The organism is Janibacter hoylei PVAS-1, from assembly GCF_000297495.1.
GTDB lineage: Bacteria > Actinomycetota > Actinomycetes > Actinomycetales > Dermatophilaceae > Janibacter > Janibacter hoylei.
This window is the reverse complement of record NZ_ALWX01000031.1, coordinates 1-24,623: the sequence shown is the minus strand read 5'-3', so window position 1 is coordinate 24,623 and position 24,623 is coordinate 1. Positions and strand designations below refer to the sequence as shown.

Genomic DNA, 24,623 nt, shown 5'->3' with positions numbered 1-24,623 from the left:
TCGAGACGGTCGCTGCGCGACCTCCTCGGGGAGCGTGGGCCCGGGGTGAGTATCGGGTCCCGGGGACCTGAGTACTCGCGCGGATCCCCCCTTCGTCGCGGGTCGGGAGTCTGGTCGGCATGGACACGACGACGATCTCCCGCCTCGCGGCGGCCACGCCCGACACCCGCAACCGGGTGGTCGACCTCTACCGTGCCGTCGCCATCGGCGTCGTCGTGCTCGGTCACTGGCTCATGGCGGCCGTGGTCGTGCGCGACGGCGAGCTGGCGATGGCCAACACGCTCGACCTCGTACCGCCCCTCCAGGGCCTCACCTGGGTGCTGCAGGTCATGCCGCTCTTCTTCCTCGTCGGCGGGTACGCCAATGCGACGTCGTGGCGCTCCGCGCGGGCGAAGGGGGACACCTGGGCGACGTGGCAGCGCGCCCGACTGCGCCGGCTGATGACGCCGGTGCTACCGCTGCTCATCGCCTGGCTGGCCATCTGCTCGGTCGGGGTCGCCGCCGGCGTCTCCCCCGACCTGCTGCGCACCGCGAGCCAGTCGGCGCTCGTGCCGACGTGGTTCCTCGCCGCCTACGTCCTCGTCGTCGCCGTGGCACCGGTGACGCTGGCGCTCTGGGAGCGGTACGGCTGGTGGAGCTTCGTCGGCGGCATGGCCGTCGCCGCGGTCGTCGACCTCGTCTCGATCTCGACCGGCTCGATCCTCGTCGGCTTCCTCAACTACCTCTTCGTGTGGGCGAGCGTCCACCAGCTCGGCTACGCCTGGCGTGACGGCGCCCTCGACGGCGCCCGCCGCCGGCTCGCTCTGTCGGCCCTCGGCCTCGCCGCCGTCTCAGCGCTCGTGTGGGTCGGCCCCTACCCGGTCGGCATGGTCGGCACCGGGCAGCCGGTGGAAAACTCCTACCCGGCCCGCGTGACGCTCCTCTTCCTCGGGATGTTCCAGATCGGGCTGGCGCTGCTCGCCGAGCGCCGACTCCAGGCCTGGCTGCAGCGACCGGCCGCGTGGCGGGCGACGATCGCCGTCAACGCCCGGATCATGACGCTCTACCTCTGGCACATGACGGCGATGCTCGGCCTCGTCGGCCTGTCGCTCGCCCTCGGCGGGCGCGGCCTGCACCTCGAGCCGGCCACCGGCGCCTGGTGGGCCACCCGACCGGTGTGGTTCGCGGTCTGCGGCGTCGTCACCGTCGCCCTCATCGCGGTCTTCGGCCGGCTCGAGGACCCGAGCGTCGACCTGCGGCCCGCCCCCCGCGTGTGGCGCCCCCTCGTCGCGACGGTCGCGGTCTGCGGCGGCCTGGCCGTCATGGCGAAGTCGGGCATCGTCTCCGCCGACGGCGTGCACTGGGTCTGGCCGGTGCTGCCGGTCGCGGCCCTGCTCCTGCTGCGGATGGTGCCGCTGCGCTCGCTCGCGCCGCGGGCCTGACCCCGGTGCCCCGCGGCGACCTCAGGGAGTCGTGGGGCGCTGGCCGAAGGTGTGCCGCCGCACCCAGGCGTGCATGGCGATGGCTGCCGCGGCGCCGGCGTTCATCGATCGGGTCGAGCCGAACTGGCTGATCTCGAGCACGACGTCGCAGGCGGCGAGCATCTCCGGGGAGATGCCGGGGCCCTCCTGCCCGAGGACGAGGACGCAGTCGCGGGGCAGGTCGTGGGTCTCGATCGGGACCGAGCCCGGCACGTTGTCGATGCCGACGACGCGAAGGGGGGTCCCACCTTCGCCCGCCGTCGCCGCCCACTGCGCGAAGGCCGCGACGTCGGGGTGGTGGTGCTCCACCTGGTAGCGGTCGGTCACCATCGCCCCTCGCCTGTTCCACCGCCGCCTGCCGACGATGTGGAAGGCCGCGGCGCCCAGGGCATTGGCCGTGCGCACGACGGAGCCGATGTTGAAGTCGTGCTCCCAGTTCTCGATCGCGACGTGGAAGGCGTGCCGCCGCGTCGCCAGGTCGGCGGTGATCGCCTCGTGCGACCAGTACCGGTAGCGGTCCTCGACATTGCGCCGGTCGCCCTCACCCAGCAGCTCGGGGTCGAGCCGCGGGTCCTGCGGCCACGCGCCCTCCCACGGCCCCACGCCGTGGCTCACAGCCGGCGCGAAGGGAGCGCCCGTAGCCTTGTGTCGATCATCCGGGGTGCTCACGGGCCCCCACCGTAGACGTCACCGCCTCGGAAGGGCCGCATGAACACCATCGTCGAGTGGGTCCTCGACCTCATGGACCGGATCGGGGGGCCCGGCATCGCGCTCGGCATCTTCCTCGAAAACGTCTTCCCACCCATTCCCAGCGAGGTGATCCTGCCGCTCGCGGGCTTCACGGCCGCCCAGGGGCGCTACTCGATCGTCGAGGCAGTCCTGTGGGCGACCTTCGGCTCCGTGGCCGGGGCGCTCCTGCTCTACGGCATCGGCGCGGCCCTCGGCCTGGATCGGCTCAAGGTCATCGCGCACAGGATGCCGCTCGTCGACGTCGCCGACATCGACAAGACCGACGCCTGGTTCAGCAAGCACGGGCCCAAGGCGGTCTTCTTCGGCCGCTTCGTCCCCGGCATCCGCAGCCTCATCTCGATCCCGGCCGGCATCGACCGCATGCCCGTGACGAAGTTCCTCGGCTACACGACCGCCGGCTCGCTCATCTGGAACACCCTCTTCGTGTGGCTCGGCTACCAGCTCGGCGACCGCTACCACCTCGTCGAGCAGTACATGGACCCGATCAGCAAGGTCGTCTACGTCCTCATCATCCTCGCCGCCCTCGGGGTCGTCGTGTGGATGTGGCGGCGCTCGGTGCGCCGGCGCCACGACCCGGACGACCACATCGACGTCGAGACCCTGCAGTAGCCCCCGAGCCTCGGAGGGAAATCCGCTGGGCGCTGTCGGTGCCGCCCCGTAGCGTTGCCAGCATGACCTCCCCCGTGATCGAGGCTCGCGGCCTCGTCAAGACCTTCGGCGACGTCGTCGCCGTCGACGACGTGAGCTTCGAGGTGCCTCGCGGCACCGTCTTCGGCCTCCTGGGGCCCAACGGCGCCGGCAAGACGACGACGGTGCGCATGATGACGACGCTGGCCACCCCGACGCGGGGGACGGCGACCGTCGCCGGCCACGACGTCGTGCGCGAGCCCGACGCGGTGCGGGCGAGCATGGGCCTGACCGCCCAGGGGGCGACCGTCGACGACCTGCTGACGGGGCGCGAAAACCTCCGGCTCATCGGCGACCTCTACGGCCTGCCCGGGCGCGAGGTGCGACGCCGGGTCGAGGACCTCCTCGAGCGCTTCTCGCTCACCGAGGCGGGCGACAAGGTCGTCAAGGACTACTCCGGCGGCATGCGCCGGCGCATCGACCTCGCGGTCAGCCTCATCGCGCACCCGTCGGTGCTCTTCCTCGACGAGCCGACGACGGGTCTGGACCCGCGCAGCCGGGTGGAGCTGTGGGAGGTCCTGCGTGACCTCGTCCGTGAGGGCACGACCCTGCTGCTCACGACCCAGTACCTCGACGAGGCCGACCAGCTGGCGGACCAGATCTGCGTCATCGACCACGGGAGGATCATCGCCCAGGGAACCCCGCTCGAGCTGAAGAACCAGTCTGGGGCGACGAGCCTCGTCGTCACCGTCTCCCGCCACGACGAGGTCTCCCGCGCCGCGGAGCTCGTCCGCGGCGCCGTCGGCGAGGTCCACGTCGACGCGGACGCGCGGCGGCTGACGGCGCCCGGTGCGGGTGTCGCCGACCTGACCCGCATCGCCGGCGCCCTCGACGGCGCGGGCATCGAGGTCGACGACCTCGGCATGCAGCGGCCGAGCCTTGACGACGTCTTCCTCTCCCTCACCGGTCACGCGGCCGAGGAGGCCACCAACCAGGAGGCACCGGCATGACCGCCCACGCAGAGGCAGCACCCGCGGAGGCCGTCGCCCCGCGACCGACCGGCGCCGGTCGGGTCCGGCAGATCACCACCCTGGTCCGCCGCAACCTGACCCACATCAAGCGGCAGCCCGAGATGCTCACCGACGTGACGATCCAGCCGGTGATGTTCGTGCTGCTCTTCGCCTACGTCTTCGGTGGCTCGATCCAGATCCCCGGCGTCGACTACAAGCCCTGGCTGCTGCCCGGGATCATGGCCCAGACGATCGCCTTCAGCGCCTTCATCGTCGCCATCGGGCTCAACACCGACATCGGCAAGGGCATGGTCGACCGGCTGCGGTCGCTGCCGATCCGTCGCTCGTCGATCCTCATCTCGCGCAGCATCGCCGCGCTCATCCACTCGAGCATCGGCGTCGCGGTCATGTCGGTCACCGGGCTCTTCATCGGGTGGCGGCTGCACGACGGCGTGGTCAACGCGCTCATCGGCTACGGGCTGCTCCTGCTCTTCGGCTTCGCGATGATCTGGATCGGGATCCTCGTCGGGTCGGCCATGCGATCGGTCGAAGCGGTCAACGGTCTGATGTTCACGACGATCTTCCCGATCACCTTCCTGTCCAATGCCTTCGCGCGGACCGACGTCATGCCGAGCTGGCTGCGCACCGTCGCCGAGTGGAACCCGATCTCAGCCCTCAGTCAGGCGATGCGTGACAACTGGGGCGTCGCGGGTCAGCCGCTGCGCGCCGACGCCCCGTGGCCGCTGCACCACCCGGAGCTGGCCACGATCATCTGGTCCGTGGGCATCACCCTGGTCATCGCGCCGCTCGCACTGCGGGCCTTCAACGCACGGACGACCGACTGACCCGGCCGCGCGACCGGGTTGCCGTAGAGGGCTCAGCCCGCCCCGGGTCAGCGCGACCGGCGGCCGAGGACCAAGGTCGCCAGCTGCGTGCGTGAGCGCACACCGCTCTTGCGGTAGATCCGCGTCAGCGTGCCCTCGACGGTCTTGACGCTCAGGTGCAACCGCTGGGCGATCTCCCGGTTGCTCGCGCCGTCGGCGACCAGCCCGGCGACCTGCTGCTCGGTGAGGGTGAGCTGGGCCAGCGGGTCGGCGCCCTCGGGCTCCTCCGGCTCCAGCGAGTGCAGGGCCGCGCCCTCCGGGAAGCGGGCCTGCACCCAGGCGGCCCACGGGTCTGCGTGCAGTGGCCGCAGCACCTCGCGGGCGCGGGCCGCCGCCTCGAGGCTGCGGCCCGTACGCCGGGCCCGACGCTCGATGTGCGCCAGGGCCACGAGCGAACGGGCCTGCTCGATCGGCAGGCGACGCTCCGCCGCCGCCGTGGCGGAGCGGGTCACCAGCAGCCGGGCACCGTCGAGGTCCCCCTCGGCAGCCGCGATCTCGGCCTCGGCGCGATCCGCGGCGATCCCCGTGCCGGGGGCACCGAGACCCACCTCGACGGCCGACCGGACCTCGGCGAGCAGCGCCGCCGCCTCGTCGGTCTCCCCGACGAGTGCGAGCGCCGTCACCGCATCGGTGTGCCAGCGCAGGGCGGTCACGTCGCGGATGCCGCTCGCCGCGTCGATCCGCCGCAGCTCGCGGTACGCCGCCACGGCCGCATCGAGCTCGTCGAGGTGCAGACGAGCCAGCCCCAGCTGGGCCAGCTGCCGGCGCAGGTAGCGCTCGTCCCCCTGCTCCCGAGCGAGGTCCACGCCACGCGAGCTGATGAGGGCCGCCCGCTCGAAGGTGCCCCCGACGAGCTCCGCCAAGGCCTCGATGTACCAGGTCGTCGCGACCGGCGTGTGGAAGTGTGAGGCCGCACGGGTGGCCCGCGCCGCCAGTTCGAGTGCCTCCCGGCCCCGACCCTGGCGGGCGACGACCTCGACGAGGCTGCGCAGCACGTGCACCGTGTCGTACCCGGCGTCCGGGCCGACCCCCGCCAGCAGGTCGACGAACTCGGACCGGGCGCGGCGCAGGTCGTCGTCGTGGAGGGCGAAGCGGGCGGCGATGTAGCGCGGGGAGGTGTGCACCTGGCCCGGGCGGGGCGGTCCGGCGAGCGAGGCCGCCTGCTCGATGAGCTCGCGGGCACTCCCTTCGCCGAGGGACCGGCTGACGGAGGCGGCCACCGTGAGCGCCTCGACCTCGATGTCCGGGCGGCCCGCGCGCCCCGCCAGGTCGACGGATCGCCGCGCCAGGTCGAGCGCGGTGCGCAGCTCGTGCGTGCCGAGGAGGATGCGGGCGCGCTGGAGGAGCACCCGCGCCTGCAGCTCGGGGTGGCGCTCGGAGGCGTGCAGCGCGGCGATGAGCACCTCGTCGGGCGAGCTGTCGTCGAGCTCGAGCAGGGCGAGGTCGGCCCGCACTCGCTGGTGGGGCTCGGTGAGTTCGGCAGCGCCCTCGATGGCCCGGTGCAGCACACGGGTCTCCTTGCCGATCACCGCGTTTTCGAGGCAGCAGGTGAGCCACTCGGCCCGCTGCGGGGTCCCGGCGTCGGCGGCGAGCAGGTAGAGGTGCGCCGCGAGGTCGTGCTCGCCACGCGCTGCGGCAGCCGCGGCGGAGGAGGCCAGGTCGGCCGGCCGCGTCGACGGATCGCCCGCCAGGGCGCGGTGGTAGCGGGTCAGTGCCTCGCTCCCGGCGTGGTCGGCCAGCTCGCGGTGCAGCCGGACGAGCTCGTCGCTGTCGACCGACTCGAGCAGGACGTCGGCGAGCGCCCCCGGCGTGAGACGCAGGTAGTCGTCCTCGTCGACGACGAGGGCCAGGGCGCGGGCCGTGCGGATGCTCTGCGCGGCTTCCCGGCCCCCGAGGCGGATGAGCACCTCGACGGTCGGCTGGTGCATGACCGCGATCCGTCGCAGGGTGGCGAGCACCACCTCGGACAGCGGCTGCACCCGCTCACGAGCCCGCGCGTACTCGGCCCGGGAGACGGTCGACGGCGAGAACTCGTCGGCGGTCGCGGCGATCTCGTGCGCGATCCCGGGGTTGCCACCGGACTCGCGGTGCGCCCACAGGGCGGTGTCGGTCGGCACGCCGACGGCGGCGAGCATCTCGACGGTGTCGGCCCCGGCGAGCGGCTCGAGGTCGATGTGCAGCACCGGCACCTCGCGCACCTGGCCGGGGGTGGGGACGAAGCCGGCGCTCCCGACCGGCTCGCCCGGCCCCACCCCGAGGAGCATGCCGACCGCGCCGGGCCCGAGTGAGCGCCCCGCGGCCACCCGCAGGGCGGTGAGGCTGGACTCGTCGAGGTGCTGGGCGTCGTCGACGACGAGGACGAAGGGGGCCCGCGACGCCCGCGCGGTGAGCAGCTCGGTCAGTGCATCGGCCAGCCGGCTGCCGGGGGCGTCGGCCCGGGCCTCGGCGTCGAGGAGCACCGTCCGCATGCTCGCGGGCAGCTCGTCCAGGACGTCGTCCTCGAAGGCCTGCGCGATGAGCGTCGCGCCGTGGCCGGCGACGCCCGGGCGCTGCAGGCGCACGGCGACGACCTGGGGCAGTCCGGCGGCGACGAGGTCGAGGAAGGTGCTGCGTCCCATGCCCCGTGGGCCGTGGACCGCGATCGCCTGTCCGTCGAGGACGCGCGCGGTGACGGCGGCGACCAGCCGGGCACGTCCGACCGGGGCGGGGACTCCGCCCAGGTCGTGCTGCGCAGCGAGATGCACGCGAGCTCCTCCGTCGTCGGACCCCTCCAACGTAGCCCGCAGGCCTGCGCGGGCTACACCGCGGGTCGGTCGAGCGGGTGTCACCGGGGGGAGATGACCTCGGTGCCGAGGAAGGGTTGCAGCGCGCTCGGCACCCGGACCGATCCGTCGGCCTGCTGGTGGTTTTCCAGGATCGCGACGATCGGGCGAGTGCTCGTGATGGCGGTGCCGTTGAGGGTGGCGACCGTCCGGGTGCCACCTCCGTCGGCCTGACGCTCGCGGATGCGCAGCCTGCGCGCCTGGAAGGTCGTGCAGTTGCTCGTCGACGTCAGTTCGCGGTAGCTGCCCTGGGTGGGGACCCACGCCTCGCAGTCGTACTTGCGCGAGGCGGGACCGCCGAGGTCGCCGGCGGCGACGTCGATGACGCGGTAGGGCAGCTCGAGGGCCTCGAGCACCCGCCGCTCGATGCGCAGCAGGTTGTCGTGCTCGGCCTGGGCGTCCTCGGGCCGGCAGAAGACGAACATCTCGGTCTTCTGGAACTGGTGGACCCGGAAGATGCCGCGGGTGTCCTTGCCGTAGCTGCCCGCCTCGCGGCGGTAGCAGGTCGAGGTCGCGGCATAGCGCAGCGGGCCGTCGCGCAGGTCGAGGATCTCGTCGGCGTGGTAGCCGGCGAGCGCGACCTCGGAGGTGCCGGTGAGGTAGAGGTCGTCGGCGGGCAGGTGGTAGACCTCGTCGCCGTGCGCGTCGAGGAAGCCGGCGCCGGCCATCGTCTCGGCGCGCACGAGGTTGGGGACGACGAGCTGGGTGAAGCCCTCCTCCGCGGCGATCTGCTGGGCCAGGCTCATGAGAGCGGTCTCGAGCCGGGCGCCGATGCCGGTGAGGTAGTAGAAGCGGCTGCCGCTCACCTTGGCCCCACGCTCCATGTCGATGGCGCCGAGCAGCTCACCGAGCTCGAGGTGGTCCTTGGGCTCGAAGCCCTCCGCGGCAAAGTCGCGCGGGGTCCCGACCTCCTCGAGCAGGTCGAAGTCCTCCTCGCCGCCGGCGGGGACTCCCTCCTGGATGACGTTGCCGATCTGACGAAGGGAGGTGTCCAGCTCCCCCTTCGCCGCCTCCGCCGCGGCCTCGAGCTCCTTGACCCGGGCCGACAGCGCCGCGCCCTTGTCCCGCAGCGCGGCAGCCTCGGCCTCGAGCTCGGCCACGAGCGTGACGTCCTCGCCGGCCTTCTCGGCCTTCTTGAGCCGGCCCATGAGCGGGCCGAGCTCCTTGCTCGCCGCCTTTTGCTCCGCGCGCGCTGACTCGAAGGCACCGATGGCCTCGCGGCGGCGCTCGTCGGCCGCGAGGACGGCGTCGACGAGGGACTCGTCCTCGCCACGGGCGCGCTGGCTCGCGCGGACGGCATCGGGCTGGTCACGCAGGAACTTGAGGTCGATCACGTGACGCAGGATATCCGCGATGGGCCGCGGGCCCTCCCGCCCTCGTCGGGCGCGAGCGCGACGCCACCGCGACGGCGTGGGTCGGGTAGCGTCACGGCCGTGTCGGACTGGACCCTCTTGGCGCTCGCGCTCGCCCTCTCGCTGGCCCTCGTCGGCGTCATCATCGCCCTCGTCCTCGCCGGCCCCGGCGCGGCTCGCGCCCGTCACGCGCGGCCACGCCCGACCCGCGGCAGCTTCCGCCGCGACGGCGCGCCGGAGCGCCCTCGCCGCGCGGCGATCATCATCAACCCGACGAAGTTCGACGACGTCGCGGCGACCCGCCGTGAGCTGACGGCGGCGAGCGCCGCGCTGGGCTGGTCCGAGCCGCTCTACATCGAGACGACCGCCGAGGACCCCGGGACGGGGCAGGCCCGCGAGGCCCTCGAGGCCGGCGTCGACGTCGTCTGCCCGCTCGGTGGCGACGGCACGATCCGCGCCGTGGCGGTCGCCCTCGCCGGGACCCGGACCCCGATGGGGCTGCTGCCCCGCGGCACCGGCAACCTGCTCGCCCGCAACCTCGACATCCCCGTCGCCGGCGACCTCACCGAGGCCCTGCGCGTCGCCTGCAGCGGGCGCAACAAGGCGATCGACGTCGCGTGGCTCGAGCTGGACCCCGCGGAGGAGGCGGCCACCGACGACTCCGGCCAGGCCGAGGAGCCGGTCGAGGGCCCACCCGTGGACCGGCACCCCTTCCTCGTCATGGCCGGCATGGGCTTCGACGCGGCGATCATGGGCAACACGAGCGAGCAGCTCAAGGCGCGGGTCGGCTGGTCGGCCTACTTCGTCACGGGCATCAAGAGCATCTTCATCCAGCGATTTCGCGTCCGGTGGAGCATCGACGGCCGGGAGCAGCGGCCGGTGCTCGCCCGCACGATCCTCTTCGGCAACTGCGGCACCCTCACGGGCGGCATCCAGCTCATCCCCTCGGCCCGTCTCGACGACGGCCTCGTCGACGGGATCGTCGTCGCGCCCAAGACCCTCGTCGGGTGGGGCTCGATCGCGGTGCGGGTCCTCGGCCGCTCCGACAAGGCGGGTCAGGAGCTCATCCGCACGAGCGGTGCCGAGTACACCGCGGTCGTCGACGAGCCGCACCCGGTACAGGTCGACGGCGATGTCATCGGCGAGGCATCGCGACTGCGGGTGACGGTCGACCGGCAGGCGCTCGTCGTGCGGGTCTCGGGGGTCTGAGCCCCGGGCGGGCAGGCCTCTGGCGAAGGGGGTCAGCGCGCGGGGACGACCTGCGCCATGACCTGGTCGACAAGGTCGTCGGGCGCGGCGGTGAGGTCGAGCTCTAGGCCGTCCTCGTCGGGCTCGAGGTCCTCCAGGGTGTCGATCTGCGACTGGAGCAGCGAGGCGGGCATGAAGTGCCCCTTACGCCCCGAGAGCCGCTCGGCGATGACCTCCGCCGAGCCGTCGAGGTGCGCGAAGACGACCCGGTGACCGGCCCCGAGGGCGGCCACGTCGGCGCGGAGCACGTCGCGGTAGACCCGCTTGAGCGCTGAGCAGGTGATGACGGTGTCCTCACCCCGCGCCGCGTGCTCGGCCATCCAGGCCGCGAGGTCGCGCAGCCACGGCCACCGGTCCTCGTCGGTGAGCGGGATCCCCTGCGACATCTTGTCGATGTTGGCCTGCGGGTGGAAGGCATCGGCCTCCGCGAAGACCCAGCCGGTCCGCTCGACGACGCCCTCGGCCACGGTGCTCTTGCCGCTGCCGGAGACGCCCATCGCGACGACGTGGACGCTCATCACAGCACCAGACTCAGCGCGAAGGCGAGGACGAAGCCGATGCCACCGATGAGGGTCTCCATGACGGTCCACGTCTTGAGCGTCGTCTTTTCGTCCATGCCGAGGAAGCGGCCGACGAGCCAGAAGCCCGAGTCGTTGACGTGCGAGAGCACGGTGGCGCCACCGGCGATGGCGATGACGACGAGCACGAGATCGATCGAGGTCAGGCCCGACGAGGCCTCGATCGTCGGGGCCATGAGACCCGCGGCGGTCGTCAGCGCGACCGTGGCGCTGCCCTGGGCGACGCGCAGCGCCGCGGAGACGACGAAGGCGGCGACGATGACCGGCAGCCCGGTGGACTCGAGGGTCTCGGCGAGCGCCTGGCCGATGCCGCTCGCGCGCAGCACACCACCGAACATCCCACCGGCACCGGTGATGAGGATGATGGCGCAGACGGGGGCGAGGGCGTCGTTCATGATCGTCTCGACGTCGGCCATCGAGCGGCGCCGCCAGCCGAGGACGACCATCGCGAAGAGCGTCGTGATGAGCAGGGCGATCGGCGTCTTGCCGATGATCCGCAGCGCGGCCACCCACGTCGCGTCACCGTCGACGACGCCCTGCGTCGCGAGGGTGTTGAGGCCGGTGTCGACGAAGATCAGCACCATCGGCAGCAGCAGCACGGCGAGGACCAGGCCGAAGGAGGGCAGGCGGGTCTCCCCCTTCGTCTCGGGGACGGGGCCACCGGAGAGCAGGTCCGGCACGTCGACCATGTAGCGGCTGCCGGCCCACACGCCGTAGAGGTAGGACGCGAGGAACCACGTCGGCAGGCCGACGAGGAGGCCGAAGACGAGGAGCAGGCCGATGTCGGCGCCGACGAGGTCGGCCGCGGCGACCGGGCCGGGGTGCGGCGGGACGAAGGCGTGCATGACGGCGAAGGCACCGGCGGCGGGGAGGGCATAGCGCAGGACCGACCCGCCGAAGCGTCGCGCGACACTGAAGATGATCGGCAGCATGACGACGAGGCCGGCGTCGAAGAAGATGGGGAAGCCGAAGAGCAGCGAGGCCACACCCAGCGCGAAGGGAGCCCGGTCCTCGCCGAAGCGGGTGATGAGGGTGTCGGCGAGCACCTGGGCGCCGCCGGTGACCTCGAGCAGGCGACCGATCATCGCGCCGAGCCCGACGAGCAGCGCGACCGAGGCCAGGGTCGTCCCGAAGCCGTCGGTCAGGGTGGTCACGACGTCGGCGGGAGCGATCTTCGTCGCGAGGGCGGTGAGGAAGCTGACGAGCACCAGCGCGACGAAGGCGTGCACCTTGAAGCGGATGATGAGCAGGAGCAGCAGCGCCACGGCTGCCGCGGCGATCGCGAGCAGCGGGCCGGACCCGTAGGCGGGCTCGGGCACGGCATCCTCGACGAGAAACATCTTCGGTCCTCCGGGTGAACAAGGGAGTCGGGCGGGCGCCCAGCGGACTCACTGTGGCAAACGTATGCTTATTGTGCAAGCAATCGTCATCTCATTCCTTGGAGGAGCGCCATCACGCATGGGACAATCCGGCGCATGACGAGGACGCAGGGCGGGGGCCTGCACCACAGCGTGCTGACGCAGATCGGCGCCGACCTCACCTCGGGCACGCTCGCCGCAGGGGACGTCTGCTCGATGGAGCAGCTCGAGGGTCGCTACGGCGTCTCCCGCACCGTCGTGCGCGAGGTCGTCAAGGTGCTCGAGTCGCTCGGCGTCGTCACCTCACGCCGCCGCGTGGGGGTGACGATCCAGCCCGAGAGCGCCTGGGAGGCGCTGAGCCCGGTCATCATCCGCTGGCGCCTCGAGGGCCCGCAGCGACTCGCACAGCTGCGCGAGGTGAGCGAGCTGCGCCGCGGTGTCGAGCCGCAGGCCGCCTGGCTGGCCGCCCAGCGGGCGACCCCCGAGCAGGCCACCCGTCTGCGCGAGGCCGCCGAGGGGATGGCCGCCACCGGACCGGAGGGCGACCTGCAGGCCTACCTCGCCCACGACATCGTCTTCCACCAGACCCTGCTCGAGGCGTCGGGCAATGCACTGCTGTCGGGCTTCGCCCCCTTCGTCGCCGAGGCGCTCACCGGACGGACGGAGCACGACCTCATGCCCGCGATCCCCGAGCAGGGCGCGATCGACTGGCACGCGGAGGTCGCCCGCGCGATCGCCGACGGCCACCCCGACCTGGCGGAGGAGACGACCCGGCGGATCGTCACCGAGGCGCAGGACGCGATGGACGAGATCGACGCCGTCGGCTGACCTCGGCGGTCACTCGCCGTACTCGACGACCTCGTCGTCGTCGACGTCCGCCGCGTACCAGCGGTCCTCGACCGGCACCCGCCCGTCGGGATAGGTCAGGGCCAGCTCGGCCAGGGTCGGCCGCGGGGGCGTGCGGACCTCGTCGGGCAGCAGGTCGGTGATGGCGTCGAAGACCCGCTCCATGTCGCGCGGCACCGACCGGTACTTCAGCTCGACCGGCTCGCCGAAGGTCACCGTCACCTCCGGCCGGGTCAGCGGGTTGGTGAGCATCCGCGGCAGCTTGGCGCTGCGCGGCCAGACCTTTTCGGTCCCCGTGATGGCGAAGGGGATGACCGGCGCATGGGTGAGGTGGGCCAGGCGGGCCGCCCCCGGGAAGCCGGTCATGCCGGGCTCGAAGAAGGGGATGCCGCGCGGGATCGTCCCCTCCGGCATCATCGCGACGAGCTCGCCGCCGCGGATGGCCCGCACCGCCGAGGCGAAGGCGTCGGGGCTGTCGGGGTCGTCCTGGCGCCGGTCGACGCTGATGCCACCGCCGGCCCGGAAGACCGTGCCCAGGCCGGGCACGTCGAAGAGCTCCTTCTTGCCGAGGAAGCGCGCCGAGCGGGGCGTGCGGCGGAAGGCGACGGCCATCGCGACGAGGTCGAAGTAGGAGCGGTGGTTGCCGACGAGGATCGCCGGCCCGGCGTCCGGGATGTGCTCGGTCCCGCGGACGGTGAACTTCGCGTACGGGAAGACCTCGGGTCGCGAGAGCAGGGCGATGGCACGCTGCAGCTCCACGCCGATGACCGGCAGCTTCATCACGCCGGGCGAGGTGTCGAAGTGCAGGACCGGCCAGCGCGCGGCGATGGCGAGGGCCTGCAGGCGCGGGTCGGGGTTGACCGCGCCGGGGTTGCCGACGGCCCGCAGCAGGGGCGCGTCGTAGATCGAGTCGGAGTAGGCAAAGGAGGCGTCCAGGTCGATGCCCTCCTCCTCCGCGAAGTCGCGGACGGCGGCGATCTTGCCCATCGACCACACGAAGTGCCCGTCGTTGCGTCCCGTGAAGCGCCCGTCGTCACCGACCTCGTAGCGGGTGGCGATGACGTAGTCGATGCCGAGCCGCTCGGCGAGCGGCAGGACGAGGTGCTCCGGCGTCGTCGTCGCGAGGACGACCGGGCGCCCGGCCTCGTGGTGCTCGTCGATCAGCATCCGGGCGAAGGGCCCGACCATCGGCTCGAGAACGTCGGCCGCGAGCTGCGCGGCGTCGTCGAAGGCGTCGGCCGGCTTGCCTTTGGCCACGAGGACCGCCTGGCGGGCGAGCGCGATCGACCCGAGGGACTCGCCGAGGAGGTTGAAGTAGCCGAAGAGGAGCGCCTCGCCGGGCATCCGGGCCGAGACGACCCCGGTCTGCCGCATGGCTGCGGACAGCGCCGGACCGGAGGCCTTGGGCAGCAGGGTGCGGTCGAGGTCGAAGAAGGCAGCACCGGTCATGTCGCGAGGCTATCGACGTGAGGGACTCACGGACACCCGCGCGACGTCTAACGTGGATCACATGAGCGATGACGCCAGCACCGTCCTGACGAGCACCCAGGTCGACGACCGCGCCCCCCCGCGGGTGGCGCGAGGTCGACGGCATGCTCCGGACCCGGCTGCGCACGGCCGGCTACACCGAGGCGGTGGAGCTGGTGACCCGGATCGCCGCGGCGGCCGACGAGGCGGACCACCACCCCGACATCGACCTGCGCTACAACTGGGTCGGCCTGCGCCTCGTCAGCCATGACGTCGGCGGCCTCACCGAGCGCGACATCGAGCTCGCGGGCGAGATCAGCCGGATCGCCGACGACCTCGGCGCGCAGGCCACCCCCGAGGTCGCCGTGTCGATGACCATCGGCATCGACACCGCCGACCCCGACGCGATCCGTCCCTTCTGGTCCGCCCTCACCGGGCACCGTCCGGCGAAGGGGGACCCCGACGTCCTCCCGTCCCCGGACGGGCAGCTGCCGGAGATCTGGTTCCAGCAGAGCGAGCCCCGCGAGGGGCGCAACCGGCTGCACCTCGACGTGTACGTGCCGCACGACGAGGCCCTCGCCCGGGTCGAGGCGGCGGTCGCCGCCGGTGGACGGCTCGTGACGGACGACTTCGCCCCCTCGTGGTGGGTCCTCGCCGACGCGGACGGCAACGAGGCGTGCGTGTGCACCTGGCAGCACCAGCGCAACGACCCGCGACCGCGCCCCTGACGCAGGCAAGTCGTGAGAACCTGTGGGCGCGACCTCCCTCCGACACCGAGACGACGAAGACGACCCACATGACGCGTGCCGCCCGCCGCCTGGCCCCCATCGCCGCCCTCTCCCTCGCCCTGACGCTCGCCGCCTGCGGAGACTCCGACGACCCGCCGCCGGCCGAGACCAGCGCATCCGCGAGCCCGCAGGGCGAAAGCGGCGAGGCCGGTGGGGAGGCGGAGCAGGAGGAGAGCCTCGACAAGCCGGAGCAGCAGCAGGTCGACTCGGCGACGGCCAAGGCGGCCCTGCCGACCGTCGAGGACATGCCGGGTGACGGGTGGGGCATCGACGTCTCGACCTTCAGCACCGACCCGCCGAAGTACGACCCGGCCGGCTGCGCCGCCGTCGAGCTCGACAACGACGAGGACCGGGCCTTCACGAAGGACCACCGCAAGGTCAAGGAAAACATCCGTTTCAGCCGCTCCAACGGCGACAACCTGGAGATCACGGCCGTCTACATCGACTCCTACGACGAGCCCTACCCGCTGTCGGTCTTCGATGCCGCCGGCGAGCAGGTGACCTCGTGCGAGAGCTACCGCTGGCAGCGGGGCAACGGCGACACCACCCGCCACGTGAAGCCGCTCAGCACGCCCGCGGTCGGCGACCGCGCCTTCGCCGTGCGCCTCACGAGCGACGGCAGCCCCGGCGCCACCGACCGTCTCTACGTGCGCAGCGGGCACAACGTGCTGACGATCATGGGCGAGGGCGACGACGACGGCTCGGACGGCACCCTGCTCGCCGACATCGCCCAGGACATCCTCGACGAGCTGAAGAAGACCCCATGACGACCCGCCGCGCCACCCCCTTCGCCCTCGCCTGCATCGCGGCCCTGGCCCTCACCGCCTGCGGCGGCGACGAGGAGTCACCGGCCTCGGGTGCCCCGACCGTGACCGTCACCGAGACGACCGAGGCCGCGGAGGCCCCGACCGCGCCGGAGCAGCAGGAGCTCACCGCGGCCCAGATCAGCGCCGCGCTCCCCCGCGAGGAGGACATGCCCTCCGGCTACGCGGAGCACCCCGACGGCTTCGACGCCGACTCGACCTCGGAGCGCAGCGCCGACCCCGAGTCGTGCATGGCCCTGTACATGTCGACCGAGGAGATGCGCACCTTCAGCAAGGAGCACTCGACCCAGGGCGAGGGCGTGCGCTACCAGCGGCAGCAGCAGAAGGGCTACGCCCCGAGCATCGTCGTCGCCGTGTGGACCTTCGACGAGCCGTACCCGGCGAAGTTCTTCGACCAGGCCGGCTCGGCCCTGGCCGAGTGCGCCACCTACGACACCCGCTTCGAGCCCGAGGCCAACAGCGTGCGCAATGCCGCCACGGCGATCCCGACCCCCACGGTCGGCGACCAGAGCTTCGGTGTACGCCTCGGCGACCCGCAGATGGACCTCGGCGTCGACTACCTGTGGGTGCGCAGCGGCCACAACCTCATCAGCGTGCGGATGACGACGACCTGGCGCATGGACAACGACCAGGACCTCGACACCTACGCGCAGGGCGTCATCGACGAGCTGAAGAAGACGCCGTGACCCTGCCTGCCCGACGCCTCGCACCGGCCCTGGCCGTCGTGGCGCTCGGCCTGTCGGCCTGCGGGGGCGACGAGCCCACCCCCGCCCCCTCGAGCAGCGCCCAGAGCAGCACCGGGAGCTCCGGCGAGGGCACGACGAGCAGCCCGGGCAGCTCGTCGTCGACGGCGTCGAGTCGCGCGCAGCGCGAGCTGACCCAGGCCGAGGTCGACGCCGCCCTGCCCGGCGAGGACGAGGGCCCCTACCCGGTCGACTCGGACGGGGTGACCTTCGCGAACGCAGGGAAGCTCAGGACCGAGCCCGCGGACTGCTCGGCGATCTACCTCGACTCGCCGGAGGCGCGAGCCTTCGCCGACGGGCACCGGACCGCCCGCGGCGGCATCCTCTACACCGAGCCGCGCGACCAGTTCTCCCCCCAGCTGTCCGTGCGCATCGTCAGCCACGACGCGCCCTACCCGCAGGAGATCTTCGACGCGGCCGGCGCCGCCGTGGGCGAGTGCGCCACGCACGACAGGGCGCTCACCGAGGAGGACGCCCTCGGCGAGTGGGAGGCGACGAGCATCCCGACGCAGGCCATCGGCGACCAGGCCTTCGGCGTGCGCATCGGACGGCCGCAGTTCGACGCGGCCGTCGACTACCTGTGGGTGCGCAGCGGGCACAACCTCATCAACGTCCGCATGGTCTCGGGCTACTCGCAAGACAACGACACCCGACTCGGCACCTATGCGCAGGGCGTCCTCGACGCCCTCGACTGACCGCCCGCGCCCTACACTCGGGGCGGCGGACGAAGGGAGACACATGGGGCACCCCCGCACCGCAGCCCGCGGACTCGTGATGCTCGGCGCGCTCGCGCTCGTCGCAGGCTGCATCCCCACGCTCGCCGACGACGACCCCACCGGCGACCCGAGCACCGCCAAGGTCGGGGCCGGGCAGCTGACGGAGGAGCAGATCGCCTCGGTGCTCCCCGGCGAGGACGAGATCCCCGAGGGCTTCAGCCCTGAGACCGACGAGGGCGCCCCCTCCGACCCCGAGGCGACGGCCTACCCCGCCACCTGCCTCGACGTGCGCCTGGCCGGCACCGCCGGCAAGGAGCTGGGCACCCACCGCACGGCACGCCGCACCGCCAACTTCGTCGGCAGCGAGGGCGGCTACCTCAGCGTGACCGTCTCCAGCCACGACCAACCCGTCCCGGCGCAGCTCTTCGACGACGCCGGCGCCGCCGAGAGCCAGTGCGGCACCTTCCAGCTCATCGACAAGGAGGGCACGACGTCGTGGAAGCTCTCGCGCGTCGCCTTCCCCCAGCTGGGTGACCGCACCTACACGACCCGGGTCGAGGCCACGACGGAGGGCGACATCTTCCGTGGCGGGGTCATCCAGATCGCGGGCGTGTCGGTCGGCAACAACCTCGTCTACGTCGTCTACAGCGCCGGCCCCGCCTCGAGGTACGAGCCGACCGCCGTCGAGACCTTCGCCAAGACCACCGTCGACAACCTCGACGCGTTGTGAGCCTCCGCCGACCGGTCGCCCTGGCCGCCGCAGCATCCCTGGCCCTCGCCGGGTGCGGCCTGCGCGACCGGATCCAGCCGACGACGACGGGCACGTCGACGCCCGACCCGGGCAGCTCCCAGGGCAGCGAGGGCGAGGACCTCGGCACCCTCACCGGATCCGGTCGCCCGCTGGACGAAGGGGGACTGCGCGCGGCCCTCCCTTCGGCCGACGAGGTGGGCGACGGCTGGGGAGAGGACCCCGTCACCACGGTCACCGAGACGCAGAGCGCCGACGTCACCCCGGCGACCTGCGCGCCCCTGCTGCAGAAGGGGCCGGGCTGGGACTCCGTCCGGGCCACGCAGCGGGCCCGGGTCCAGACCAACCTGCGGCGCACCGACAACCCCCAGCCCCCGGGGACCGAGCGGCACCACATGGGGGTGTGGGCCTACTCCTTCGACGACCCCTACCCGTCGCAGCTCTTCGACGAGGCCGGGCAGACCATCACCGACTGCGCGAGCTTCGACGTCAAGCAGCGCGACACCGGCAACACGAGCAGCTACGAGGCCGAGCCGCTGGCCTTCCCCACCCTCGGTGACCGCACGCTCGCCATGCGGCTCACCGTGCGCCAGACGATGGAGACCTTCACCATCGACTTCGTCGTCATCAAGATCGGCCACAACACCGTCACCATCGCCAACGGCACCTACAACGGCACCCCCGACTCGCAGGTCACCGAGTCCGCGGCCCGCGCGGCGGTCGACGGACTGGAGCAGTCGTGAGCCGCCCCGCCAGCCCCCGCCGGATCACCGCCGGTCTCGCCGCAGCCCTCACCATCCCGCTCGCCGGGTGCATCCCGACGCTCGCGACGGACGACCCCAGCAGCTCATCCCCTTCGTCGAGCTCGGCGAACATCGGGCCGCAGCACGAGCGGGCCGGGCGCGAGCTGAGCCAGGCCGACGCCGAGGCGGCCCTGCCCGAGCGCCCGCAGGGAGCGCAGGAGCGCTCGACCGAGGTCACCGCGAGCCACCGCAAGACCGACCCCGAGTCCTGCCTCGAGGTCCTGCGGATCGGGCCGACCTACGACGAGCTGATCACCGACCGCGTCGCCTCGGCCACGACGGCCTGGTACGTCCAGACCGACGGTGGCCGCCAGATCAGCGTCGGGATCGACTCCTTCCCCGACGAGATCGGCCCCGACCTGCTCGACCGGGCCGGCGCGGCGCTCGGCGAGTGCTCGGCCTTCAGCATGACCGGGCTGGGTGACACGGGACGGTTCGACGACCGCCTCTGGGCCGACGGCCGCCCCGCACCACCGCTCGGCGACCAGGGCTTCGCCGTCCGCATCACCCAGCTGGCCCAGCAGGACCGCAAGACCGTGCGGCTCTACAACGACTACCTCGTCGTCCGGGCTGGCCACAACCTCATCACCGTCACCGTCTCCCACTGGGACGAGAGCATGACCTTCCAGGTGCTGCAGGACCACGCGACGACCGTGCTCGACCAGCTGGAGCACCAGTGACCGTGCTCGGCGCGTGAGCCGCCGCCGCGGCCCTGCTCACGGGTGCGCGCCTCCCTTCGCCAGCGACGACGAGACCACGTGCAGGGCCCAGACCAAGGACCACGGCCGGCAGCTCACCCAGGCGGAGGTGGACGCCGCCGTGCCCGACCTGCCCGCGGGCGCCGTCACCACCGCCTGCGTGGCCTCCTCCACACGGGGTCTCACCGCGGACCGTCGACCCCGTGGGCGAGCAGACCTCCACCGTCCGGAGCGCGGCCGAAGAGGTCATCGGCGGCACCGACCTCGAGCAGTACGCCCGCGAGGCCCTCGACAACCTCGCGACATAGCACGGCACCACGCTCGGCGAGCTCCCCGCACCTAAGGTGGGTACGTGACCATCCGCGTAGCCCTCGAGCACCGCACGTCCTACGAGTTCGCCGAGCCGGTGCACGTCTACCCGCACACGATCCGGCTGCGGCCGGCGCCGCACTCGCGCACGCCGATCCCCAGCTACTCCCTGCGGATCGAGCCGGCCGGCCACTTCCTCAACTGGCAGCAGGACCCCTTCGGCAACTGGCTGGCCCGCGTCGTCTTCCCCGACAAGGTCTCCCGGCTCGAGATCACCGTCGACCTCACGGCGGACATGACGGTCATCAACCCCTTCGACTTCTTCGTCGAGGACTGGGCCGCGACCTTCCCCTTCGCCTACCCGCAGCAGGTCCGCGACGACCTCGCCCCCTACCTCCAGCCCGTCGACGACGCCGGCGAAGGGAGCGGACCCGCCCCCGAGGTCACCGCTTGGCTCGAGCGCGTGCTGCCGACTCTCCTCACCGCGCCGCGCGATGCCGCGCCGGGCGAGGGCACCCGCATCGTCGACTTCATCGTCGCCCTCAACCGGGCCGTGCGCGAGAGCGTCGACTACACCGTGCGGCTCGAGGCCGGCGTGCAGACACCGCAGCACACCCTGGAGCGCGGCATCGGCTCCTGCCGCGACAGCGCCTGGCTGCTCGTCTCCGCGCTCCGGCAGCTCGGGCTCGCGGCCCGCTTCGTCTCCGGCTACCTCGTGCAGCTGACCTCCGACCTGAGCGCCGTCGGCGACGACAGCCTCAATGGTCCGGCCGAGGACTTCACCGACCTGCACGCCTGGGCCGAGGTCTACGTCCCCGGCGCCGGGTGGATCGGGCTCGACGCGACCTCCGGCCTGCTCTGCGGCGAGGGGCACATCCCCCTCTCGTGCACGCCGCACCCCGCGTCGGCCGCCCCGATCAGCGGCGCGACCGCCCCGACGCAGGTGACCTTCGACTTCGCCAACACGGTGACCCGCTTCGCCGAGGACCCCCGCGTCACCCACCCGGTGAGCGACGAGCAGTGGGCCGCGATCACCGCGCTCGGCGAGTCCGTCGACGAGCTCCTGACGCAGGGCGACGTCCGCCTGACGATGGGCGGCGAGCCGACCTTCGTCGCGGCCGGCGGGACCAAGGACCCGCAGTGGCACACCGCCGCCGACGGCGACGAAAAGCGCGAGCTCGCCATGGCCCTGGCCCGCCGCCTCTCCGGGCCCGGCACGCTGCGCCACCACGGCCAGGGCAAGTGGTACCCCGGCGAACCGCTGCCGCGCTGGCAGATCGGCCTCGCCGAGCGCGTGGACGGCGAGCCCCTGTGGCACGACCCCGACCTGCTCGACGACCCGTGGGGCCCCGTGCGTCAGGAGTCCGGGAGCAGCACGGCCGCCGGTCTCGCGCGCGACCTGGTCGTCGGCGTCGCCCGCCGCCTCGGTGTGCCCACCGAGCAGCTCGTCGCCGCCCTCGAGGACCCCCTCCAACAGCTCGTGCTCGAGGCCCGACGCCCCACCGGCGAGGCCCCGACGCCCGGCGACCTCGCACCCGACGACGAGGCGGCCTCCGACGAGGCCGCCCGAGCCGCAGCCCTCGCCGAGATCGACACGCAGGTCGACCCCGACACCCCCGCGGCCTGGGTCCTGCCGATCTTCCCGGCGCCAGACGGCGAGGGCTGGGCCACGACGACCTGGCGCACCCGCCGCGGCTTCCTCGCCCTCGTGCCCGGTGACTCCCCTGCCGGGCTACGGCTGCCCTTGTCCTCCATCGCCTGGAGCGAGGGACCCGCGGTCCCCGAGCGGTCCCCCCTTCGAGCCACGCGGAGCGCTGCCCGCCCTCGACCCGAGCACGCTCCCGGACGTCGCCGTCGACCCGGCGCAGGTGCTGCCGATCGACGAGTCGCCGCGGACCGCCCTCGTCGTGCAGCACCGCGACGGGCACCTCTTCGTCTTCCTGCCGCCCGTCGAGCGCTTCGAGGACGCGCTGCAGGTCGTCACCGCCGTCGAGGCTGCCGCCGCCGAGCTCGGGGTGCCCGTCGTCCTCGAGGGCTACCCCCTGCCCGGCGACGACCGCGTGCGCACGATGTCAGTGACGCCCGACCCGGGCGTCATCGAGGTCAACGTGTCGCCGACGAGCTCGTGGGGCGAGCTCGTCAGCCAGACCGAGTCGCTCTACGAGCACGCTCGCCAGATCCACCTGTCGACGGAGAAGTTCGACCTCGACGGCTCGCACACCGGCACCGGCGGAGGCAACCACCTCACCCTCGGTGGCACGACCGCCGCCGACAGCCCGATGCTGCGCCGCCCCGACCTGCTGCGCTCGCTCGTCACGTACTGGCAGCACCACCCCGCCCTGAGCTACCTGTTTTCGGGGCGCTTCATCGGGCCGACCTCACAGGCGCCACGCGTCGACGAAGGGCGCGCCGACACGCTCTACGAGCTCGAGATCGCCTTCGCCCAGCTCGAGCACGTCATCGCGATGGAGCACGACGTCGAGGCGATCACCGAGCCCCTCGACGAGGACCACCGCCCCAAGCGGCACACGCGCCCGTGGCTCGCCGATCGGCTGCTGCGCCACCTGCTGACCGACATCACGGGCAACACGCACCGCTCGGAGTTCTGCATCGACAAGCTCTTCGCGCCCGGCTCGGAGCGCGGCCGGCTCGGGCTGCTCGAGATGCGCGGCTTCGAGATGCCGCCCCACCCGCGGATGGCGCTGCTGCAGGCGCTCCTCGTGCGCGCCCTCGTCGCCCGCTTCTGGGCGGAGCCGTACACCGCACCCCTCGTCCACTGGGGAACCCGGCTGCACGACCGGTACCTCCTGCCGGCCTTCGTCGCCGCAGACCTGCGCGACGTGCTCGACGACGTCAACCGCTACCTCGAGAGGGCCGGGGCCGGCCGCATCGACCCGGCGTGGTTCGACGCCTTCCTCGAGTTCCGCTTCCCGCGGCTCGGCGACACCGTCGTCGGCGGCGTCGAGCTCGAGCTGCGCACCGCCATCGAACCCTGGCACGTACTCGGCGAAGAGGTCAGCCAGTACGGCACCGCCCGCTACGTCGACTCCTCGGTCGAAAAGGTCCAGGTCCGCGCCGTCGGCCTCGTCGAGGGGCGGCACGTCGTCACGTGCAACGGCGTGCCCGTGCCCATGGTCCCCGTCGCCGAGCAGGGCTGGGGCGGGCCCGTCGGGGCGAAGGGGAGCACCGGCGCCTTCGTCGGTGGCGTGCGCTACCGGGCCTGGGCTCCCCCGTCGGCACTCCACCCGACGATCGGCGTGCACGGCCCGCTCGTCTTCGACCTCGTCGACCGGTGGTCGGGGCGCTCGCTCGGCGGCTTCACCTACCACGTGACCCACCCCGGCGGCGTCTCGTACGACACCTTCCCCGTCAACGCCGCCTCGGCCGAGTCGCGCCGCGCCGCGCGCTTCGTCACCGCGGGGCACACCCCCGGGCCGGTCGACGTCGCCGCGCTGCCCGACCCGATGCGGGGCTTCGGCCCGGCGGTCACCGACTTCCCGGTCACGCTCGACCTGCGCCGCTTCCCCGGCACGGACCGGCAGCCGGCGACGGAGGACGACTTCGCGACGCCGCCCCCGGAGGCCGTCGACGCGGGCATGCCGCCCACGGACGGCGAGCCGGTCGTCGAGATCACCGCAGAGGGGCCGGTCGCCGAGCGCTGACGAGCACGTCGGCTGCTGCTACTTTCGTCCCAACCATCGACCGGGGGGCCGTCATGAAGCATCCATTCATCCGCCGTCTCAGCGTCACCGCGGCAGCCGTCGTCACACTCGTCCTCGCCGGCTGCTCCGGTGACTCCGACGGGGGCGGGGGTGAGTCCGGTTCCTCCGGTGGCGGTGGCGGGGAGGAGTCGACCCAGGTCGTCAACGACGCCGGCGTCGAGGACATCGACCTCGACGACGCGGCGGCCACCCAGACGGTGAAGAACCCCGGCAGCGACATCGAGATCGAGCTGCGCGTCTTCCCGCTCGAGGTCGAGGGCAAGGTCCAGACGCTGCGCATCGCCGTGACCCCGAAGTTCGAGGGCGGCGACACGGTGAACCTCTACCGGATCTTCGCTCAGACCCCCTACAGCCCGCAGCTTGTCGACCGGGACAACCTCAAGGTCTACTCGGTCATCAGGGAGCTGAGCGACAGCTGGGCCATCGACGAGGTCAAGACCGACGCAGCCAGCGGGGAGACGATCATCGCCTGGTCGCAGCACGCCGCCCCCGAGGACGACGTCGACAGCTTCGACGTGCTGGTCAAGGACGGGTGGCCTGCCTTCACCGACGTGCCGGTCAAGCGATGAGCACGACTGCGTGGCTGCTCGCTGCGGCGGTCACCCTGGGAACCGGAGCAGCCAGCGATGGTCCCGATGACCTGCCCGAGCCCCGCCAGGAGCTGATCGATGAGTCCGTGCACACGTGGACGGACGAGCACATCGAGCGCTCCGTGCGCACCTGGTCCGTCGACGACTCCGTCCAGCCCCTCGTCGACACCGTCACGACCGGCAGCACGACGACGGTGACCTTGCTCAGCGACATCCTCTTCGACTTCGGTACCGCGAAGATCGACGCGACCGCGCGCAAGGCCGTGGAGAACGTCCGCGC

Annotated in this window: 21 protein-coding genes and 3 pseudogenes; 18 read left to right on the top strand and 6 right to left on the bottom strand. The window is 72.6% G+C overall.

The window, feature by feature from the left end:
- Positions 1–119 precede the first annotated feature (119 nt).
- The gene (locus B277_RS07480) at positions 120–1,421 is read left to right on the top strand and encodes an acyltransferase family protein (RefSeq protein WP_007926852.1); all 1,302 of its coding nucleotides are present in this window, start codon (positions 120–122) and stop codon (positions 1,419–1,421) included.
- A gap of 21 nt (positions 1,422–1,442) precedes the next feature.
- Here the strand turns inward: B277_RS07480 and B277_RS07475 are convergent, their stop codons facing one another.
- A complete protein-coding gene (locus B277_RS07475; RefSeq protein WP_051987936.1) occupies positions 1,443–2,129 on the bottom strand; it encodes a TrmH family RNA methyltransferase in 687 nt (228 codons plus the stop codon).
- A gap of 39 nt (positions 2,130–2,168) precedes the next feature.
- On the opposite strand from B277_RS07475, the gene B277_RS07470 reads away from it, so the two are divergent.
- From B277_RS07470 to B277_RS07460, 3 genes are all read left to right on the top strand, one after another.
- The gene (locus tag B277_RS07470; protein WP_007926850.1) at positions 2,169–2,819 is read left to right on the top strand and encodes a DedA family protein; all 651 of its coding nucleotides are present in this window, start codon (positions 2,169–2,171) and stop codon (positions 2,817–2,819) included.
- A 62-nt stretch (positions 2,820–2,881) separates the two neighbouring features.
- Positions 2,882–3,847, top strand: a complete 966-nt coding sequence (locus B277_RS07465) for a daunorubicin resistance protein DrrA family ABC transporter ATP-binding protein (protein WP_040881108.1) — start codon at positions 2,882–2,884, stop codon at positions 3,845–3,847.
- Positions 3,844–4,692, top strand: a complete 849-nt coding sequence (locus tag B277_RS07460; RefSeq protein WP_007926846.1) for an ABC transporter permease — start codon at positions 3,844–3,846, stop codon at positions 4,690–4,692. The genes B277_RS07465 and B277_RS07460 overlap by 4 nt, the downstream gene beginning before the upstream one ends.
- Before the next feature lie 47 nt (positions 4,693–4,739).
- Here B277_RS07460 and B277_RS07455 read toward each other — a convergent pair whose 3' ends face one another.
- Entirely contained in the window at positions 4,740–7,475 is a 2,736-nt protein-coding gene (locus B277_RS07455; RefSeq protein ID WP_007926844.1) for a helix-turn-helix transcriptional regulator, read from the bottom strand.
- Positions 7,476–7,555: 80 nt separating this feature from the next.
- A complete protein-coding gene (gene serS / locus B277_RS07450) occupies positions 7,556–8,887 on the bottom strand; it encodes a serine--tRNA ligase (RefSeq protein ID WP_007926842.1) in 1,332 nt (443 codons plus the stop codon).
- A gap of 99 nt (positions 8,888–8,986) precedes the next feature.
- Between serS and B277_RS07445 the strand changes: the two genes are divergently transcribed.
- On the top strand, positions 8,987–10,114 hold the full coding sequence (locus B277_RS07445) for a diacylglycerol/lipid kinase family protein (RefSeq protein ID WP_040881107.1): 1,128 nt from the start codon (positions 8,987–8,989) through the stop codon (positions 10,112–10,114).
- Positions 10,115–10,146: 32 nt separating this feature from the next.
- Here B277_RS07445 and B277_RS07440 read toward each other — a convergent pair whose 3' ends face one another.
- Together B277_RS07440 and B277_RS07435 are read right to left on the bottom strand one after the other, a co-directional pair.
- The gene (locus tag B277_RS07440) at positions 10,147–10,671 is read right to left on the bottom strand and encodes a gluconokinase (protein ID WP_007926840.1); all 525 of its coding nucleotides are present in this window, start codon (positions 10,669–10,671) and stop codon (positions 10,147–10,149) included.
- The gene (locus B277_RS07435; RefSeq protein ID WP_007926838.1) at positions 10,671–12,071 is read right to left on the bottom strand and encodes a GntP family permease; all 1,401 of its coding nucleotides are present in this window, start codon (positions 12,069–12,071) and stop codon (positions 10,671–10,673) included. The genes B277_RS07440 and B277_RS07435 overlap by 1 nt, the downstream gene beginning before the upstream one ends.
- A gap of 135 nt (positions 12,072–12,206) precedes the next feature.
- Between B277_RS07435 and B277_RS07430 the strand changes: the two genes are divergently transcribed.
- Positions 12,207–12,917: a FadR/GntR family transcriptional regulator gene (locus tag B277_RS07430; protein WP_007926836.1), complete on the top strand. Its 711-nt coding sequence runs from the start codon at positions 12,207–12,209 to the stop codon at positions 12,915–12,917.
- A 9-nt stretch (positions 12,918–12,926) separates the two neighbouring features.
- On the opposite strand, the gene B277_RS15935 is transcribed toward B277_RS07430, so the two are convergent.
- A complete protein-coding gene (locus B277_RS15935; protein WP_007926833.1) occupies positions 12,927–14,384 on the bottom strand; it encodes an HAD-IB family hydrolase in 1,458 nt (485 codons plus the stop codon).
- A 131-nt stretch (positions 14,385–14,515) separates the two neighbouring features.
- Between B277_RS15935 and B277_RS19530 the strand changes: the two are divergent.
- The 12 genes and pseudogenes from B277_RS19530 to B277_RS07375 all read left to right on the top strand — a co-directional run.
- A pseudogene (locus tag B277_RS19530) lies at positions 14,516–14,719 on the top strand (4a-hydroxytetrahydrobiopterin dehydratase); the annotation flags it as partial.
- 54 nt (positions 14,720–14,773) lie between these two features.
- Positions 14,774–15,130, top strand: a complete 357-nt coding sequence (locus tag B277_RS19525; protein ID WP_274517173.1) for a VOC family protein — start codon at positions 14,774–14,776, stop codon at positions 15,128–15,130.
- Positions 15,131–15,198: 68 nt separating this feature from the next.
- A complete protein-coding gene (locus B277_RS07415) occupies positions 15,199–15,957 on the top strand; it encodes a hypothetical protein (protein ID WP_007926829.1) in 759 nt (252 codons plus the stop codon).
- The gene (locus B277_RS07410; protein WP_007926821.1) at positions 15,954–16,700 is read left to right on the top strand and encodes a hypothetical protein; all 747 of its coding nucleotides are present in this window, start codon (positions 15,954–15,956) and stop codon (positions 16,698–16,700) included. Before B277_RS07415 ends, B277_RS07410 begins: the two co-directional genes overlap by 4 nt.
- Entirely contained in the window at positions 16,697–17,452 is a 756-nt protein-coding gene (locus B277_RS07405; RefSeq protein ID WP_007926820.1) for a hypothetical protein, read from the top strand. Before B277_RS07410 ends, B277_RS07405 begins: the two co-directional genes overlap by 4 nt.
- A gap of 43 nt (positions 17,453–17,495) precedes the next feature.
- Positions 17,496–18,203 (top strand): hypothetical protein, encoded by a 708-nt coding sequence (locus tag B277_RS07400; protein ID WP_007926819.1) that lies wholly within the window; start codon positions 17,496–17,498, stop codon positions 18,201–18,203.
- Positions 18,200–18,964 carry a hypothetical protein gene (locus tag B277_RS07395; RefSeq protein WP_007926818.1) on the top strand — a complete coding sequence of 255 codons (765 nt, stop codon included), beginning with the start codon at positions 18,200–18,202 and terminating at the stop codon, positions 18,962–18,964. The genes B277_RS07400 and B277_RS07395 overlap by 4 nt, the downstream gene beginning before the upstream one ends.
- Positions 18,961–19,704, top strand: a complete 744-nt coding sequence (locus B277_RS07390) for a hypothetical protein (RefSeq protein ID WP_007926817.1) — start codon at positions 18,961–18,963, stop codon at positions 19,702–19,704. The genes B277_RS07395 and B277_RS07390 overlap by 4 nt, the downstream gene beginning before the upstream one ends.
- A gap of 370 nt (positions 19,705–20,074) precedes the next feature.
- Positions 20,075–21,832, top strand: a pseudogene (locus B277_RS20290) (transglutaminase family protein); the annotation flags it as partial.
- A 67-nt stretch (positions 21,833–21,899) separates the two neighbouring features.
- Positions 21,900–23,693: a transglutaminase family protein gene (locus tag B277_RS19520; protein WP_007926814.1), complete on the top strand. Its 1,794-nt coding sequence runs from the start codon at positions 21,900–21,902 to the stop codon at positions 23,691–23,693.
- A gap of 53 nt (positions 23,694–23,746) precedes the next feature.
- The gene (locus B277_RS18150; RefSeq protein WP_007926813.1) at positions 23,747–24,322 is read left to right on the top strand and encodes a hypothetical protein; all 576 of its coding nucleotides are present in this window, start codon (positions 23,747–23,749) and stop codon (positions 24,320–24,322) included.
- Positions 24,319–24,623: pseudogene (locus B277_RS07375) on the top strand (hypothetical protein); the annotation flags it as partial. The gene B277_RS18150 and the pseudogene B277_RS07375, both read left to right, overlap by 4 nt.

Excerpts from the sequence above, each read along its gene's own strand:
- B277_RS07480 (WP_007926852.1), top strand. The coding sequence starts at position 120 with ATGGACACGACGACGATCTCCCGCCTCGCGGCGGCCACGCCCGACACC.
- B277_RS07470 (WP_007926850.1), top strand. The coding sequence starts at position 2,169 with ATGAACACCATCGTCGAGTGGGTCCTCGACCTCATGGACCGGATCGGG.
- B277_RS07465 (WP_040881108.1), top strand. The coding sequence starts at position 2,882 with ATGACCTCCCCCGTGATCGAGGCTCGCGGCCTCGTCAAGACCTTCGGC.
- B277_RS07460 (WP_007926846.1), top strand. The coding sequence starts at position 3,844 with ATGACCGCCCACGCAGAGGCAGCACCCGCGGAGGCCGTCGCCCCGCGA.
- B277_RS07440 (WP_007926840.1), bottom strand. The coding sequence starts at position 10,671 with ATGAGCGTCCACGTCGTCGCGATGGGCGTCTCCGGCAGCGGCAAGAGC.
- B277_RS07435 (WP_007926838.1), bottom strand. The coding sequence starts at position 12,071 with ATGTTTCTCGTCGAGGATGCCGTGCCCGAGCCCGCCTACGGGTCCGGC.
- B277_RS07430 (WP_007926836.1), top strand. The coding sequence starts at position 12,207 with ATGACGAGGACGCAGGGCGGGGGCCTGCACCACAGCGTGCTGACGCAG.
- B277_RS15935 (WP_007926833.1), bottom strand. The coding sequence starts at position 14,384 with ATGACCGGTGCTGCCTTCTTCGACCTCGACCGCACCCTGCTGCCCAAG.
- B277_RS19525 (WP_274517173.1), top strand. The coding sequence starts at position 14,774 with ATGACCATCGGCATCGACACCGCCGACCCCGACGCGATCCGTCCCTTC.
- B277_RS07415 (WP_007926829.1), top strand. The coding sequence starts at position 15,199 with ATGACGCGTGCCGCCCGCCGCCTGGCCCCCATCGCCGCCCTCTCCCTC.
- B277_RS07410 (WP_007926821.1), top strand. The coding sequence starts at position 15,954 with ATGACGACCCGCCGCGCCACCCCCTTCGCCCTCGCCTGCATCGCGGCC.
- B277_RS07400 (WP_007926819.1), top strand. The coding sequence starts at position 17,496 with ATGGGGCACCCCCGCACCGCAGCCCGCGGACTCGTGATGCTCGGCGCG.
- B277_RS18150 (WP_007926813.1), top strand. The coding sequence starts at position 23,747 with ATGAAGCATCCATTCATCCGCCGTCTCAGCGTCACCGCGGCAGCCGTC.